General features: G+C 43.8%; 15 protein-coding genes. 4 read left to right on the top strand and 11 right to left on the bottom strand.

Annotated elements, in window-relative coordinates; genetic code table 11:
• Nucleotides 1-52: 52 nt before the first annotated feature.
• From ACWI_RS07080 to ACWI_RS07070, 3 genes are read right to left on the bottom strand one after another with little or no spacing between them, the layout of a single operon-like run.
• On the bottom strand, nt 53-535 hold the full coding sequence (locus ACWI_RS07080) for a flavodoxin family protein (RefSeq protein WP_070370735.1): 483 nt from the start codon (nt 533-535) through the stop codon (nt 53-55).
• Nucleotides 536-567: 32 nt separating this feature from the next.
• Nucleotides 568-3,528 (bottom strand): bifunctional diguanylate cyclase/phosphodiesterase, encoded by a 2,961-nt coding sequence (locus ACWI_RS07075; RefSeq protein WP_070370734.1) that lies wholly within the window; start codon nt 3,526-3,528, stop codon nt 568-570.
• Nucleotides 3,529-3,563: 35 nt separating this feature from the next.
• On the bottom strand, nt 3,564-5,024 hold the full coding sequence (locus tag ACWI_RS07070; protein ID WP_070370733.1) for an extracellular solute-binding protein: 1,461 nt from the start codon (nt 5,022-5,024) through the stop codon (nt 3,564-3,566).
• A 360-nt stretch (nt 5,025-5,384) separates the two neighbouring features.
• Here ACWI_RS07070 and ACWI_RS07065 point away from each other — a divergent pair, with 360 nt between their 5' ends.
• On the top strand, nt 5,385-5,801 hold the full coding sequence (locus ACWI_RS07065) for a hypothetical protein (RefSeq protein ID WP_070370732.1): 417 nt from the start codon (nt 5,385-5,387) through the stop codon (nt 5,799-5,801).
• A gap of 122 nt (nt 5,802-5,923) precedes the next feature.
• Here ACWI_RS07065 and ACWI_RS07060 read toward each other — a convergent pair whose 3' ends face one another.
• From ACWI_RS07060 to ACWI_RS07025, 7 genes are all read right to left on the bottom strand, one after another.
• Nucleotides 5,924-6,463 (bottom strand): DUF6144 family protein, encoded by a 540-nt coding sequence (locus ACWI_RS07060; protein ID WP_070370731.1) that lies wholly within the window; start codon nt 6,461-6,463, stop codon nt 5,924-5,926.
• Between the two features lie 165 nt (nt 6,464-6,628).
• A complete protein-coding gene (locus ACWI_RS07055) occupies nt 6,629-7,462 on the bottom strand; it encodes an AraC family transcriptional regulator (RefSeq protein WP_070370730.1) in 834 nt (277 codons plus the stop codon).
• A 10-nt stretch (nt 7,463-7,472) separates the two neighbouring features.
• Nucleotides 7,473-7,979: a GNAT family N-acetyltransferase gene (locus ACWI_RS07050; protein WP_070370729.1), complete on the bottom strand. Its 507-nt coding sequence runs from the start codon at nt 7,977-7,979 to the stop codon at nt 7,473-7,475.
• A complete protein-coding gene (locus ACWI_RS07045) occupies nt 7,980-8,432 on the bottom strand; it encodes a DUF3795 domain-containing protein (protein WP_070370728.1) in 453 nt (150 codons plus the stop codon).
• Between the two features lie 655 nt (nt 8,433-9,087).
• Nucleotides 9,088-9,975, bottom strand: a complete 888-nt coding sequence (locus ACWI_RS07035) for a fructose bisphosphate aldolase (protein ID WP_070370726.1) — start codon at nt 9,973-9,975, stop codon at nt 9,088-9,090.
• A gap of 298 nt (nt 9,976-10,273) precedes the next feature.
• Nucleotides 10,274-10,840 carry a DUF4256 domain-containing protein gene (locus tag ACWI_RS07030; RefSeq protein WP_084633554.1) on the bottom strand — a complete coding sequence of 189 codons (567 nt, stop codon included), beginning with the start codon at nt 10,838-10,840 and terminating at the stop codon, nt 10,274-10,276.
• Between the two features lie 75 nt (nt 10,841-10,915).
• Nucleotides 10,916-11,539, bottom strand: coding sequence for a CatB-related O-acetyltransferase (locus ACWI_RS07025; RefSeq protein WP_070370724.1), 624 nt, complete (start codon nt 11,537-11,539; stop codon nt 10,916-10,918).
• Nucleotides 11,540-12,003: 464 nt separating this feature from the next.
• Between ACWI_RS07025 and ACWI_RS07020 the strand changes: the two genes are divergently transcribed.
• The 3 genes from ACWI_RS07020 (at nt 12,004) to ACWI_RS07010 (ending at nt 14,602) form a co-directional block, all read left to right on the top strand.
• On the top strand, nt 12,004-12,471 hold the full coding sequence (locus ACWI_RS07020; protein WP_070370723.1) for a helix-turn-helix domain-containing protein: 468 nt from the start codon (nt 12,004-12,006) through the stop codon (nt 12,469-12,471).
• A complete protein-coding gene (locus ACWI_RS07015) occupies nt 12,461-13,537 on the top strand; it encodes an alpha/beta fold hydrolase (protein WP_242871589.1) in 1,077 nt (358 codons plus the stop codon). The genes ACWI_RS07020 and ACWI_RS07015 overlap by 11 nt, the downstream gene beginning before the upstream one ends.
• 222 nt (nt 13,538-13,759) lie before the next feature.
• Complete coding sequence (locus ACWI_RS07010) at nt 13,760-14,602, top strand: nitroreductase family protein (protein WP_070370722.1); 843 nt, start codon at nt 13,760-13,762, stop codon at nt 14,600-14,602.
• Nucleotides 14,603-14,629: 27 nt separating this feature from the next.
• On the opposite strand, the gene ACWI_RS07005 is transcribed toward ACWI_RS07010, so the two are convergent.
• Nucleotides 14,630-15,577 (bottom strand): alpha/beta hydrolase, encoded by a 948-nt coding sequence (locus tag ACWI_RS07005; protein ID WP_070370721.1) that lies wholly within the window; start codon nt 15,575-15,577, stop codon nt 14,630-14,632.
• Nucleotides 15,578-15,611 lie beyond the last annotated feature (34 nt).

The raw sequence follows: 15,611 nt of genomic DNA, 5'->3' as shown, positions 1-15,611 counted from the left end.
TGAATGAATAAAACTGCCTGATCCGCAAAACGTCGGGTCAGGCAGTTTTATTTTATGCGCCAATCAGTTTGCTGATTTGTGCTAATTTTTCATTAATATTTTTGTCCTGCTGCTGTTTGGGTTCTAAAAAATCAAAATTGCCAAGAATTTGATTGCCGGCGAGATGGGTCTTCATTTTCTCAAAACACTTGTCTGCACCACCGCCACGATGGGTGGCGATCAGAACAATCTTCTTTCCCGTGATATCATAATCTCTGAAAAAAGTATTCAGTGGCGGTGCCAGGGTATCGGCCCAAATCGGCGTGCCAATAATGACCGTCTCATACTTTGACAGATCGATGGCCGGATTGATAAGTTCCGGACACTCCCCAAATTTGGCGCCTTTCCCCCCAACCACATACTTGCTGATCTTCCCGGTGGGATACTCTTTCTGGGGTTTCAGTCGATGAAGATCAACCTCCGCATTTTTTCCAATTTGCTGAGCGATAAAATCCATATTCCCTTCCAGTGAATAATAAATAACAGCGGTTTTCATTTTTTTGCCCCTTTCATTTTTTAATCATTGTTTCATTCTTCCAATAAACTTTGGGTGACTTTCTTTTGTAATGCCTGAATTTCATTTTGCAATTCCGGATCGATTATCGCAAACTCAAACGTCGGCCGACCCAGATAAAACCCCTGAGCATAATCAATGCCCATCGCAATAACCGTGGCCAGATCATTTGAGGCTTCAATACCTTCGGCCACCACCTTGACGCCCTTGTTATGACAAAAATTGACCAGATTAGCAACCAAATTCTGTTTGTCCGCATTGTTGTTAATCCCCTGAATCATCTCCATATCAATCTTTATAATATCCGGCAACAGCGATAAAATCCGGATCTCATTGGAATAACCGCTACCAAAATCATCCAGAGCAATCGCCATCCCATTGTTTTTGATATAGTGTATTTTTTCAGATAAGAGCTCGATGTTGCGGCTATCTTCCTCGGTAATCTCGATGACAACCTGTTTGAAATGTTGACGATATTGCGTTTCAACAAACAGGTGATCTTCATCATTCAAACGCTGGCTGGGAATGCTGTTGATAAATATTTTGCGTTCTTCAAGTTCTTCGGTATGCTCGTCAAGGGTCTGAAACGCCATCAATATGATCATTCGTTCCAGTTGTGCCAGTTTTGACTGAGCCGCCGCTACGGCCAGAATCTCCCTGGGATTTTTGAAATTGTCAAGCAGCGGCCGCATCAATGCCTCATAACCCATAATTTCGCCACTTTTTAAATCGACGATGGGCTGAAAGGCAAAGCGTATCCGCCGCTCATCAAGCAAGCGATTGATGGCCTCGCGGTTTTCCAGCAGGTAGGACATCTGCTGATAATACTCCCGATTGAATTCAAACAAACGACCTTTTTCCTTGTGTTTGGCCTCATACATGGCAAAATCCGACCGTTTCAGTAAATCCAGAACGTTGCTGGCATCCTGTGGATACCAGGCCACCCCCGCCGAAAAACGAATCTGATTCTCATTACCATCCGGTGTGTTCAATAAAAAAGACTTCCCGTAAGGATAAAGGTTTTGAATTATCTGACGGAGCTCGTCCTGATTGCCGCAATCATGGAGGTAAATGGCAAACTCATCACCGGAAATCCGGGAAATAATGCCGTCATACTGTTCAAAATAGCGGAAAATTTCACTGGCCCGGATAATCAGACGATCCCCTACATCATGGCCAAAGGTGTCGTTAATATATTTGAGATTGTCCAGATCAATAAAAATCATCGCCCCAATTTCATTGGGTTTTTCTGCTATTCTCCTCGTCGCTTCCCGTTTCAAGGCGGTGTTGCTAAATAACCCTGTCAATGCATCATAATCCAGCTCATTGGTTAACCGTCGTTTTTCTTCAATGTCGTCGGTGACATCCTGGATCACCCCGACCAGCCCATTGGGCGACTTAGCTTCGAGAATCCGCAGCCACATCTGTTTTTCGGTATAGGCATCGTAATACTCATAGATATTTTCCTGCCCTGCCACCGGTTTTTTGGTCACCTGCTGATAGTAGCGGGACCAGTCATCCTGAGATACCACACTACCGGGATCCAGATGGAGCAGCCAATAGACAAAATCGGTGAGGATCACCTGGTTGTTTTCCAGCACTTCGTAACCGCCAATCGGCAACAAACTCAATTCCAGTATTTTAGAGGTGGTTTTAGAGACATTCATCAAGCGCTGGTTTAACAATTGCACGGCTGTCGTCAGGTCATCAACCTCCCGCATTCCCGTGGGTTTGAAATAAATCTCATCGTAGGGCGACAGTTCCCGGACGTATTTTGACAACCGCGAGATCTTCCGGGTAAAAAAGTAAACCAGTACAAAAACGGCCCCAAAAGCCAGGACGGTGGTCAGCAAAATGCTGTAAATCAGCTTCTCCCGCACGGATACCGAATTTTCCCGCAAAACATCTTTCGGCACCAGACAGGCCAGGGTCCAGTTCTGATCGGCAAAAGGAGAATTATCACTATATACTTTCAGTTTCTGAACGGAAGCAACCATTGTCCCCAGTGCCCCCAGCCGGGTTTCAAAAATCCCCTTATCCTGTCCTTTTGTAAGCTTCAATTGCTCGCCACTTTTTAAATAGGTTTCTGCCAAAACCCCACTGGGAATAAACCAGTCCAGATTCAGGGTCTGATCGATCATTTGGGTGATCACATAAAAACTGTTGTGATAAAGGAGGTCGGAATCCGGCAGATAATGCTGGCTAAAATAAGGCATATCAATTTCGATTCCCATCACTCCATAACCATTCCCATCTTCATCCAGAAGTGGCAAGGTATAGGTAACAACCTGCTGATTGTCTTTTAGCAGATCCCGGGGCGGCGCCCAATAACCATACCGCTCCATTTCAGCATTTTTAAACTGACTGCTGGCCCAGATTGGTTTCTCATAAAAATCGAAGACTCCGGCTGAATTTTCCCGACGCAGATCCAGATTCCAGCGGATGCTGGTAGCCATGGTGTATTGTTTGGATACCGCAATTGGGCCAATTTCCAGTAAATAGTTAGACGTCGCACCATTATCCGGAGTGCTGTTGCGAATATATACCGCCGAATGCGCCGCTGAATCGTCTTTATTCGAATTTGAACCATTCAAAACAAAGAAGGCCCCGGTCACCTGGTTTTCTTTCAGGATTGTTACCAGTGACTGACTTGCCAGCAAAGCCGTTTCATTATATGCCAAATCATTGAGATACAAATCAGCAGGAGTACTGCCCTGCTGCTGAGCTAACAAAATTAAGGCGGCATTGAGTTGTTCGGTCTCGCCGGTGACATTGGCAATCGTCTGACCCACCGATGCATCAAATGTTTTCTTCCGGGTTTCGGTGGTATTATTCAGCAATCGTACCGCTTCAGCATCCAGAATGAAAAAAACCTGAGATACCCACAGCGCCGATAGTAAGGCCAGGCTTTGAAAGGTGACAATCAGCGCTAATAATATATTTAACTGTCTTCGAAGGGTCCAGGTCTTTTTCATGTACGTTTCCTTATCAACTGTTTTATTAAGCTTGATTATTTTTCAACATAGGCTATTCCGGACTCATCAAGCTGGCTGCGAATAACGGTCAACCACTCTTCAAACCGGGCATTAAGATCCAGCGCTGCCAGTATTTCCGCTTCTGACATGCCCTGTTCCTTTAATACCACAGCATTTTGACGGCCAGCTTCACCCATTGCCGTCAATGATTTTTCCAGCGTCGTTCGCACCTCATAACTGCCTTTAAAAGGAAGTGACGCATAGGTTTCCCGTGCCATGATCTGATCCAGAGCGATCTCATAGACTTTTGCAATATTTTGATCAGCCGCTGTTCCAGCACTTAAAGTCTCCAGCGATGTTTTAAAGGCTTCATTCTCGTAAGCGCCAGCTTGCACTGGCAGGTACCCGGTAGTCATGGCAAAATCAATATTCTGCGCTTCTGCAGTAAACCATTTTAGAAAAACGGCCGCCCCTTCCTGCTTAGCTGGGGTCGAGTTGGTCACACTCATCCCTGCCCCCTGCTGGATTGCGTCGGGGCTACCACCGGTAAAGACTGGGTAGGACAGCGCCAGAAAATCGATGGGTTGCTGTGTATTGTCTTTTTCGATCCAGGTTGGGAAATAGGCAGCACCCGATGATGAACCAACGTAGGCTACCAGATCCCCGGCTTTAATATCATCTGACCGGAATTTGCCGACCGCGTTGAAGTAACCCAGGCTCATACCGCCGTAATAGGTATCAAAGATCTTTTTCATCACTTCCCGGTTTAACACGACCTGCTGATTTTTGCCATCGATGACTTCAACCCCCAATTGCTTGTTGCCGATGATGATATAATTTGCCACCGAATCAACGCCCATCAAGCTTTTGCCATCTCCGACTGTTTCGGGGGTCTGAGCATCTGTCCACTTATAATAGCTCTGAGCCGCTGCATAAACCCCTTCCCAGGTGCCAAGCTTACTGGCGTCCAGACCACTTTCTGCGGCAAATTCATTCCAGGCAGTTGCATTAACATAGAGCAGTTCGGTACTTTTGACAATCGGCAGAATCAGCAGCCGCTCGCCATCAAATTGGCCACTGTTTAAAAATTCTTCCACATACAGCCCCTTTTCGGCTTCAGAAAAGTAATCGTTTAAATCACACAATTTTCCCAACGCGTCTATTTCTAACGCCTTATCAGGATAACAGGAGAACAAATCCGGCATGGCTTCGGCATTGATCACGCCATTGGCGGCATCAGTAACTGCTTTTTCGAGTTCCATCACACTGCCTTTGGCCACCGCATTAACCACCACCCCTTTTTCGGAACCCACACTGGTGTTAAACGCATCCACCGCTTTTTCCAGGGCAATCTTATTATCTCCCACATAATAATGCCACAGGGTAATCGAAACCGGATTTTTAGGATCGAGCGCTGTTTTTTCCCCGGTTGAGCAGGCTGTCAGTGTGATCAACACACTTATAACCAAACAAACCAATTTAATTTTTCTTTTCATTTACTTCTGTTACTCCTTTAATTTATAAATCGCTAGATTTTTACGCTGTCAATAACACTGCCCTCATATACGAATATTCTTCTGATTTTAACTTTTTATTTCTGAGTTTTTTTTGTAATGCTATTTCAGAAAACTTCCGTTATTTACTGGTATTTTATCAGAGGTTTGACTCGATGAAAAGAACTATTGCAGAAATAAAAGACTACCTCAGTCTTTCGATATGAAAAAATTGCCAAAAACTAACACCGTTTTAAAACAACTCAAAATATAACCCATGGTGTTTTATAAATAACTTGAATCCGGGTTCTCAAACCTTTATACTTTAGTCATTTCAAATTTTATTGTGCTAAGGGGATAAAGATGACAAGAAACGTTTGGATTACCGGATTACTACTGTTTCTATTTGCTGTTTTATGTGGCTGTTCTGTCAAACCGGCTGCCGAAAATAAACCACCAGTGCTTACTGACGACCCGGATCAGCTCGTCGGCAAATGGGAATTGTTGGGCGATAACGGCTACTATGAAACCTATGAGTTTACAGCAGATCATCAGGTTATTATTGAAAACCGCACCCTCGGGAAATGGGTGAAGGTTGTTTATACGTACGAAGATGTCTCGGGGCTACTTGTCTTCACTCATGGACAGCGCTTTGAAAGTGATCAATTCATTGGCACGCTGGATAACCTTGGCATGATCAGTTATGATGTTGATGCCCACGCTTTGTTTATCTTTAATAATACCTATAATCGTGTTGATGCCTTTTCTCAATCACATTAAGCTTGTTTCCTTTTACGTCCACTACCCCAAAAAGACAAACGCCGATGCAGCATTTTTATCTGCAACATCGGCTTAGGCCTAAACTTTGGTTATGCTCTTTAGAATTTCTCCTGACAATATCTTTACTTCCAGATATCTTTTTCGGGAATAATTTTCATCAGACAGTTGTTATCACCCATTTTGATGCTTTTCAGAAGCTCCACCTCGACCTGACACTGGAATGCTTTTTCAAAAAGAACCTGGCTGTAACCGGTGGTGCATTGACACCAGGTATCCGTCTCCAGCCGGTCAACCCCTTCCAACATCGGGCAGGGGCAAAATAGAAACTGGAGATAGAGCTCCCCATTATCACTATAAAGCCCCGCCGCATTGGCTTTGGCCTGACTACCGAATTCTTCCAGACTCGCTGATTCGGCGAGCAGTTCGTTGAGCAGCGCCAAGCGCTCATCCATGCCGTAACCACACTGGCAATTTCTGCGAATCTGCACAACCGTGTCGCGATCAAACTGCTTTTCCAGCCGTTTCATTGTCGCTTTAACCCAGCTCGGGTTATTCTCCGATTCATCCGAACCAACTACGATTGCTTTAGCAACCGCCTCGTTGCTTTGATCTTTGACCGCCTGAAAAATAACCTGTTCCTGAATTTTTCTGATATCAAACATTTTAACATCCTCCGTTTTTGTTTTATCATCCGTTTGGCTTTTTGAAGCAGGCCGTTATTTGTTTATTTTCCAATAAAAAAAACAAACCTCTTTCAAATCGACCCCTGTCTCTTGACACTTATCATTATAAAAGAACGTCTGTCTTCTTACTTCTGAATTCTTGCGCTATTTAACGGGAATGCATAAATCCATGATCACCTGGCTGTGCGCTCGGTCAATTTGACGATAAATATTAAGACCATAGCGTTCATCCATTTCATAACCGCTGTCTGGCAGCCAGATATTATAAATGCCCTGAAGGGTTTCATAGATATCCTTGATCAGCCCATCAAAGCGGTAAACCGCAAATTTTCCAGCGCCGATCATCGTGCTGTTGGAACACTCACCGTTGGCATCGATAGTCATACACAAATCGTATAAACATTGGCCGACCCGGGTAATGGCCGGATCATCATAGTAGCGTTCAATGAGGAGGGTATCGGCATGAATCTCTTCATGATGTTTGGCCGTAAAAACTTTCCACTGGGCGCCCAGATCAAGGTAATTTCCCAGATACCGCTCATAAAGCACCCGGAATTCGGCTAGTTGCCGGATCTCAATCTTCTGATCATACCCTTCAAAGGCCTGAAATCGTGCCAGCTGATCGGGACGATAGGGGTGAGGGGCATTGCTGGTATTCACGGTTTTGCGAAATTCTGCCGGGGAACGATGATGGTGCTTTTTAAATGCGGAGCTGTAGTTTGACGAACTGTAGCCATAACTGCTTCCGATAGTGGTAATTGATTTATCTTTGCCGAGCTTCATTTCAATAGCGCTTTGTTCCATTTTTAAACGCTTGATAAAGGCATAGACCCCTTCACCAGTTTCGGCTTTGAAAATCCGGCATAAATAATACTTGGACAGATGACAATAATCCGCCACATCAGCGATGGTGATTTCTTCATTGAGGTTATCAATAATAAAATCAATGGCCTTGCTGACGCATTCATTTCTTAGCATTGTTTTGTTGTTATTCCCGAATTAAGGCATAGAGTTTCATATCCTCTATCTGACCATTTTTGACAGCATTCTTTCTGAGGATTCCCTCCACCTGAAAGCCAGCTTTTTCAAGAATGCGGCATGATCCCAGATTTCTAACAAACGGTTCCGCAAAAATCCGGATGATATCGGTTGTTTCAAAAATCAGTTCACAGATCTGTTTAACCGCCCGGGTTCCATGTCCCTGACCCCAGTCGGACTCGGCAATATAATAACCCAGCTCGGCAGTTCGAAAATGGATGTTTTCTTTGCGAAACACCCCAATGCTGCCTATGATCCGATTGCCATCGGTAACGGCATAAGCAAAGATTTGATCCTGATCGGCATCCAGCATGGCCTTTATATATCCTTTTGCATCGTCAATGGTATAGGGATAGGGTAAGCCGTCCCGTAGATTCGCCAGAATTTTCGGGTTGTTTAGCATCTCTGAAAGTGGCTCCGCATCTGTCATTTTCCATTTGCGTAGAGTTGTTTTCAATTATCTTTCCTCCTCATTCCAGCGGTAGCGTTTATTTTTTCGCAAAGTCTCAAGATCACACTGCAGACAGAGCCCATTATGACAGCAAATTGGTTCCCCACATTTAGGACATGCCCACCGCTTTGTTTCGCTTTTTAGAAACGCCGCCATTCCATTTTTCTGCAGCGCCTTCAGGTTTTCAATCATACTCATATGATATTTGGTCCGATAACGCTTATCAAGGCCCTTTAGGCGCTTACAGGGGAAATCACGACATTCATAACAAAAACGAACCTGCCCATTTTTTAAAAGCTCACAGCTGTCACCCATATGGGTGCAGTTTTCACCCCTTGGAATACAGCCGGGGCAGTATTTCCGATTAAAACCCTGTTTTTTTAAATCATACTTTTTCATTTGATAGGCGACACATAAGCTGCAATTCATACCGCAGGGGGCAATCAGGTTTTCTTCCATCACGAACACCTCTCATTATTCATCGCACAATTTTCTATAAAACATTGCCTTGTAAACATGAAATCATTTGAAGCAAACTAAATGCCAATGGCTATCAGCCGAATGGTATGGCAATTTTGGCATACATCGTCAATAAACTTAGGCCAACGATAACAACATATGGTGAATACTTAAACAATGGATCTTTAAGCAGTTCGACAAACATGATAAACAGTCCGACCAGGAAAGCAACCAGTCCAAAATTAAAAAAAACGGTCCTGATACTAATGATTTCCCACGGCAGCATGATAAAATTTATATAACCCGAATGTGAAAAACAGATCAATAAACAGGCCACTGCCACAAAGGCATTTGACAGTCTAATTGATGGCTCAATATTTTTTATTGTCCTCGATAATATGATCAAATACACGACGATAAGCATAGCGCCACATAATAGCAACAGATCATTCATCTTCAGCCTCCAGTTTTGTTTTTTTGTCACATCTTCGCTGTTTGGCTTTTACACATAAACAACGACTACCGATTGTTTATTTATTGTAACATGTTGTTTCTGAGCTGACAAACAAAACGTCCTTTTTGCTTTTTAAATCGATCAAAAAAAGAGCGTGTTACACTACGCTCTCTTATCACTGATAATTCAGAATCCCGTCATCTATTTAATCGAAGCTTCATAAATCGATTGGATCGATTCATCTAATACCTTGTCAAATTCTGCATCACTCTGACCAACATTGAGACCTTCGGTCAGAGCTCTTGAGAAACTGGCAATCAGTTTCGGATTTTTAGTCAGTTTGATGTTGGACTCTTCCCGGGAATACCCGCCGGATAAGGCAACCGTTCTAACGACATTCGGATGGGCAATTACCTCCTGATAAAAATTATCAACGTCGGGAATGGTCAGCTTAAACATGATCTGACAACTTGGATCCAGCGCTTTCAGATGTTCAAGAATTTCCTGCTTGAGAATCGCTTCCGCTTCTGCCTTGTTGGGAGTATGAATATCCACTTCCGGCTCCAGAATTGGAATAAAACCGGCCGCCACGATGGCTCGCCCGACTTCAAATTGTTGATCAACAATGGCTTTAATGCCGGTTGGATTGGCTTCTTTGATAACGGACCGCATTTTGGTTCCAAAGATATGCCGTTCTTTGGCCCGGGCCAGCAGGGCTTCAAGATCAGTAATCGGCTTCATTAACTGAACGCCATTTTCCAAATCCAGTAGACCTTTATCCACTTTTAATATCGGTACGATTCCTTTAACATCCCAAAGATAATCGGCACTATACTTGTCATCCACTTTTAAATCCATTGTTTTTTCAAACAGGATCGCTGCCAGAATTCGCTCTTTGGTAAAGGCAGAACTTTTCATTATTCGTGATCGCATTTCATGGACCATTTGAAACATCTGTGCTTCATCCGCATAAGCTTCTTTGGGAATGCCATAAATTGCCAGCGCTTTTGGTGTGCTGCCTCCGCTTTGATCCAGGGCGGCAATAAAACCGTTGTCATTTTTCATCCGTTCCAACTGTAACATATTCATCAATACACCTCCGCTTATTTTATGCTCAAATGTATTATACACCTTTCGAAGGCTTTTGGAACCACTTTTGAAATATTTTTTACAAAAGAATTTTTTAAGGGATTTATTTGATCCCGCAAGGACGCTTGTTTCTAGGGTTTTTGAAAGAAGCAATAAGTTGTTATTATTTAATCACCATTAAATATTTTCATTATAAGAATATATGTCGATTTTTTTGCACTATATAAACTGCTTCGACAAATGTTTTTGTGATGCTCATGCCCATAAATCCGTTTCTTCGGAAACCATCTGTTCAAAGTCAGACTCTTAGCATCCCACGAAAGCCTCTTACCCCATAATAAGAAGGTGCGCTGTTGTGATAGACAAAAACGTGATCATAACGACGATCGCCAAAAAGCGCACCACCATGTTTTCTGATCTCAACCGGTGTTTTTAGCCAGCTTGACGTTTTCGTATCAAAACTCCCCAGTTTCTGTAATTCCCGGTATTGTTCTTCAGTTAATAGCTCAATGTCCATGGCGGTTGCCATATCAATGGCGCTATTTTCCGGCTTATGTTCTTTCCGTGAATCCAATCCTTCACGGTCGTAACAAACATTTCTACGGCCTTTTGGACTTTCTTCAGAGCAATCATAAAAAATGTATTCCTTCGCATCCTGATCATAGCCGACTACATCCGGTTCACCGCCGGTTTCTTCCATTTCATTGAGTGACCAAAGCTTTTCTGGTTTAACTTCCAGTTTTTCCTGAATCTCAGCCCAAGTTAGACCTGGATGACGGTTCATATTTTTCTCAAAACGGAGACTCAAAAGGTTGAGTAGCTTTTCACGCTGTTCTGAGGGCAATTCTTTTATTACATTTTTCATCATGAAACCTCCTTCAAATTACTAATTTTTTCTATATGAAATACCATGTTGACATTCAGTTTTTTCTGTACCACTTTATAATTGATCGATCTTCCCGCACATAATATCATTTAATTTTTCACGCAGTTGTTGCTTATTCCAGTCCCACCAGCAAAGCGACTGCAGTCTTTTAATTGTTTCATCGTCGAATCGTTTTTTAATTAGCTTTGCGGGTACTCCACCAACGATTGTATAGGGCTCCACATCTTTTGTGACAACGGCTCTGGTTCCAATGATTGCGCCATCACCAATATGGACTCCCGACATTATAACGGCTTCATAGCCAATCCAGACATCATTTCCAATCACAATATCACCTTTTTTATCCCAGGCTTGGGTAACCGCTTTCTGTTCAAGGCCATATTCTTCCCAGAACAAAGGAAATGGATAAGTCGACAGCGATTTCAAGGTATGATTGGCACTGGTAAAAACAAACTTTGCACCGCAGGCAATAGAACAGAATTTACCAATAATCAATTGGTCCTGATTGATCGGGTAATGATATAACACATTATTTTTTTCAAAATCAATGGGATTATTTATAAAATCATTATAGATGGTATAATCACCAATCTTAATGTTGGGATTAGTAATAACAGCATTCAGATAAATGGTCTGAGTATCACCAGTCCGCGGATAGGTTTTTCCCGGAATAGACATTTCAAATCCTCCTAATCGTTTAATAGATTTACTTGTTTAATAAATTTTCAAATCTATTCCGGCCTTTACAATGCAACATTTCATTTCTTTCCCGCCTTTCCTATTCCATTTTAATTTAACTGAAGATGACCTTCAATCTTTTTTTCTAAAGCACTCTTCACTATTGTATCGAAGCACATGATGATAAGCGAAGCCCTCAGTTACAAGTGTGTATTCTGTCTAGGCTTATCCACATCACCCTCCTTATTTTTCCTTTGGTATTTTCTCAGATTTTGAACGTTTTATTTTGACCATTCTTGCTATCTTTTATCACTGATTGTTCTCACCCGTCGTTTTCATTGTGAATACAATGTGACGACGTTGCATAAAGCAACCAAAGCTGACATTTTTTGCACCATTGTGTTAACATCAATTGATGGATGTCGTTGCGGAAAACTGGTAGAATAAGCTCAGGTGGTGAAAATATGAAAAATATGATAAGTATGAATTTGCAGACCCTGCGAAAAACCCATCAGTACACGCAAGAAGATGTGGCTGAGAAGATCGCCGTTTCCCGACAATCCGTTGCTAAATGGGAAAACGGTGAAAGCTTACCGGATATGAATAAATGCATTGCCCTGGCAGCGCTTTATAACATTTCCCTTGATACCCTCGTCAACGGTATTGAAACAGTTGGCGTACCCCTACCGCCAAAAGGCAAACACGTTTTTGGCACGGTGATTGTCGGTGAACGGGGACAGATTGTCATCCCCAAAAAAGCCCGGGACATCTTCCAGATCAACCCCGGCGATAGTCTGATGATTTTAGGTGATGAAAATCAGGGCGGTCTGGCCCTGATTGATACCAATCAATTCATCAGTCAGTTTGAATTTGTCAAACAAAGTTTGAACAATGCCGATCAAACCGCGAAGGACAACGAAAGTGAAGATTAAAAAAATGCAACTAGCCCTGATTGTTCTGGTATTTGTGGTAATCGGCATTGCCGTTGCCCTTGGTTATTTTTTTTACAGCAACTTACATCCGAACGATGATCGCTATCTCAAACAAACCCTCGCCGCCGGCTTTACCGAGCAAACAGTCACGCTTGATAGTGGTTCGGTTATTAATTATGGTGAGGGCCCAGATAACGGCCTCGCTCTGCTGTTAATCCACGGTCAAGGCGTATCCTGGGAGGATTATGCGGCAGTTCTGCCTAAATTGTCGAAGAACTATCATGTCTTTGCAGTGGATTGCTTTGGCCACGGTCAATCCAGTCATGATCCGGCGCTTTATTCCTGCGCGGTAAATGGCCAAGCGCTAATCTGGTTTATGGATCATGTCATCGGTGAAAAATGCTTCGTATCCGGTCATTCTTCTGGCGGTATTCTGGCGGCCTGGCTAGGCGCCAACGCACCCACACGGGTTAGCGGCCTGGTTCTTGAAGATCCCCCGCTCTTTTCCGTCACGCCAGCGGAAATGCAAGAAGGTGCTGGCTGCTTCGCCTGGAAAGATACCTTTATGACCATTCACAGCTTTCTAAACCAAACAGAGGAAACCGATTTTGTTGTATACTATTTTAAAAATGGTTACATGACGTCCCTTTTTGGTGGTCTGAAAGAACGGGTGGTTCTAGCCGTCGAAACATTCCGCCAAGAGCACCCCGACCAGGGGCCCCGAATTTTCTGGATTCCCTATTCCTGGATGCGGTTAATGAACACCATTGATCATTATGATCTGGCCTTTGGAGAAGCCTTTTACGACGGTTCATGGATGCATGGGATCGATCAGGAAACCCTGCTAAAAGCGATTCCAAGTCCGACGATTTATCTCAAAGCCGAAACGAATTACGGTCAGGATGGCGTTTTGTATGCCGCCAATAGCGATGCCGATGCCGAAAAGGTTCAGGCTTGCCTCTCCAATTGCGAAACCATGACCATTAAGTCCGGCCATGACATCCACTATGAACATCCCGACTTTTTTATTTCTGCATTAAAAAAACTGCAGGACAAAACAAAATAATTTGCCCTCCTAACCAACCTGATGGCTGGCTTAAAAAATTCAGAACTTCTTGCTGCTTAAAAACCGGCGATTGTCATTGACAATCGCTATTTATGTTGTGTAAAATATAATTGTCTAAAATATTGTCTGTTTTGTATTTCAGGCAATGACGAACGTACTGCAAATGCTGCATTCCGTTTGTCAAACGCCTATGGATGGATCATTATTCGAAGGAGAATCATCATGAAGATTAAATTTCCAGTTGAAGAAACCGTAAAAAAACGCTATAGCGTCCGAAATTATCAGGAACGAGTCATTGAAGCGGATAAAATAAGCGCCATTGCAGCTTTTATTAAGACGTTGCATAATCCTTTTGGCCCAACTGTCACCTTTCACACCCTTGATATTAAAGCCAACCAAACCAGCCAAAAGCTTGGCACCTACGGGGTCATCAAGGGTGCTAGTCACTATATTGGTGCAACAATTACCCCGGAACCCATGGCACTGGAAGCGCTGGGGTATGAATTTGAAGCCCTGGTTCTTTATCTGGCTGATCAGGGTCTTGGCAGCTGCTGGTTAGGGGGCACCTTTGACCGCCGCAGTTTTTCTACGGCAATGCACATCGATGACGGTGAACTTTTTCCGATTATCAGCCCCTATGGCTACGCTGCCGAACACAAGCATTTTAAAGAAAAAGCAATGCGTAAACTAATCAAGGCCGATCAACGTAAAAACTGGCCGCAATTGTTTTTTAAGGATGATTTTCAGACCCCACTGACCGAAGCAACCGCTGGCGATCTGGCCTTTGCTCTGGAAATGGTCCGGTTAGGGCCATCGGCCTCCAATAAACAGCCCTGGCGGATTGTCTTACTCGATGGTAACTGTCATTTTTATGAGGCAAAAGAACCGGGCTATAGTAAGGCCTTTGCCTACGATATCCAGCGGGTTGACTTGGGCATTGCTGCGGCCCACTTTGATTTTGCCACCCAGGAAGGCAACATCAACGGGCATTTTGTCACCACTGCTGCGCCGGAACTGACCTTACCGCAGCACCTGGAATACGTCTTTTCGTGGATCAGGGAATAATGTGACCGCAGCAAACCTGTTTCAGCATCATCGGTTCAGCTCGATTTCACTGTGGTAAAAAGCCTTTTTCAGGGCCTCAACCCGTTTATCAAGACTTTGTCTGACAATTGCACTGTCTTCGGCGATTTCAAAGCCGTGGATGGTGCCTTTGGTCTGGTGCAATTCTGCCATAATTCCGTTTTCTTTTAGGGTCTCGGCAAAAAGAATGCCCTCATCCCTAAGACAATCAAACTCTGCCACTTCTACATAGGCTGGCGGTAAATTGACAAACGAAGCAGCTTCCATCGGCGATGCATAGCCCCGTTCCAATGAACAACCATCCTTTAAATAGAGTTTCCACATCTTTTCATTCTGCCTGGCATTCCATAGTGGCGTATCGATGTATTCTTTCATCGAATGGGTATTAAGCCGGGCATCCGTAACCGGATAAATCAGCATCTGAAAACAAAGCGCCGGCGCCCTTCGATCCCGGGCCATCAGACACAGACCGGCAGCCAGAGCGCCACCGGCACTGTCCCCGCCGACCCCTATTCGACTGGGATCGATGCCAATTTCGGCGGCATTCTGATAGACCCAGTGAAGGGCAGCATAGCAATCCTCCAGCGCAACCGGAAACGGATGCTGGGGTGCCAGCCGGTAATCCACAAAGACCACCTTGCAAGGAGTATGGCTGGCGTAGTCACAGATCAACCGCTTATGAAAAGCGGCCGATTTCAATACAAAGGCACCACCATGAAGATAAATCAGACAGGGCAGCCGCTCCTCTGACGCTTCCGGCTCATAAATAATCAGCTCCACCGGTTCATTTTGATAGCCACCAATTATTATCCGGGTTTCTCGAACCCCTGGCTCCGGCGGTCGTTTATTGAAACTTCGTTCAATCACCCCATTCATTAACGGCAACAATCTTTCGGGAATTGGTGTTTTGATTTTTTCATATTTTTTAAAATCCGGATGGATTGGGTATTTGGTCACGTTTTCTCCCCCTGGGTCAATACAGCGCTGCAAA

This window comes from Acetobacterium wieringae (assembly GCF_001766835.1).
Taxonomy (GTDB): Bacteria; Bacillota; Clostridia; order Eubacteriales; family Eubacteriaceae; genus Acetobacterium; species Acetobacterium wieringae.
The sequence above is the reverse complement of the archived record's forward strand: the minus strand, read 5'-3'. Positions and strand labels throughout refer to the sequence as shown.

Excerpts from the sequence above, each read along its gene's own strand:
- ACWI_RS07030 (WP_084633554.1), bottom strand. The coding sequence starts at position 10,840 with ATGAAAAATGTAATAAAAGAATTGCCCTCAGAACAGCGTGAAAAGCTA.
- ACWI_RS07075 (WP_070370734.1), bottom strand. The coding sequence starts at position 3,528 with ATGAAAAAGACCTGGACCCTTCGAAGACAGTTAAATATATTATTAGCG.
- ACWI_RS07035 (WP_070370726.1), bottom strand. The coding sequence starts at position 9,975 with ATGAATATGTTACAGTTGGAACGGATGAAAAATGACAACGGTTTTATT.
- ACWI_RS07080 (WP_070370735.1), bottom strand. The coding sequence starts at position 535 with ATGAAAACCGCTGTTATTTATTATTCACTGGAAGGGAATATGGATTTT.
- ACWI_RS07060 (WP_070370731.1), bottom strand. The coding sequence starts at position 6,463 with ATGTTTGATATCAGAAAAATTCAGGAACAGGTTATTTTTCAGGCGGTC.
- ACWI_RS07045 (WP_070370728.1), bottom strand. The coding sequence starts at position 8,432 with ATGGAAGAAAACCTGATTGCCCCCTGCGGTATGAATTGCAGCTTATGT.
- ACWI_RS07065 (WP_070370732.1), top strand. The coding sequence starts at position 5,385 with ATGACAAGAAACGTTTGGATTACCGGATTACTACTGTTTCTATTTGCT.
- ACWI_RS07010 (WP_070370722.1), top strand. The coding sequence starts at position 13,760 with ATGAAGATTAAATTTCCAGTTGAAGAAACCGTAAAAAAACGCTATAGC.
- ACWI_RS07070 (WP_070370733.1), bottom strand. The coding sequence starts at position 5,024 with ATGAAAAGAAAAATTAAATTGGTTTGTTTGGTTATAAGTGTGTTGATC.
- ACWI_RS07020 (WP_070370723.1), top strand. The coding sequence starts at position 12,004 with ATGAAAAATATGATAAGTATGAATTTGCAGACCCTGCGAAAAACCCAT.
- ACWI_RS07055 (WP_070370730.1), bottom strand. The coding sequence starts at position 7,462 with ATGCTAAGAAATGAATGCGTCAGCAAGGCCATTGATTTTATTATTGAT.
- ACWI_RS07025 (WP_070370724.1), bottom strand. The coding sequence starts at position 11,539 with ATGTCTATTCCGGGAAAAACCTATCCGCGGACTGGTGATACTCAGACC.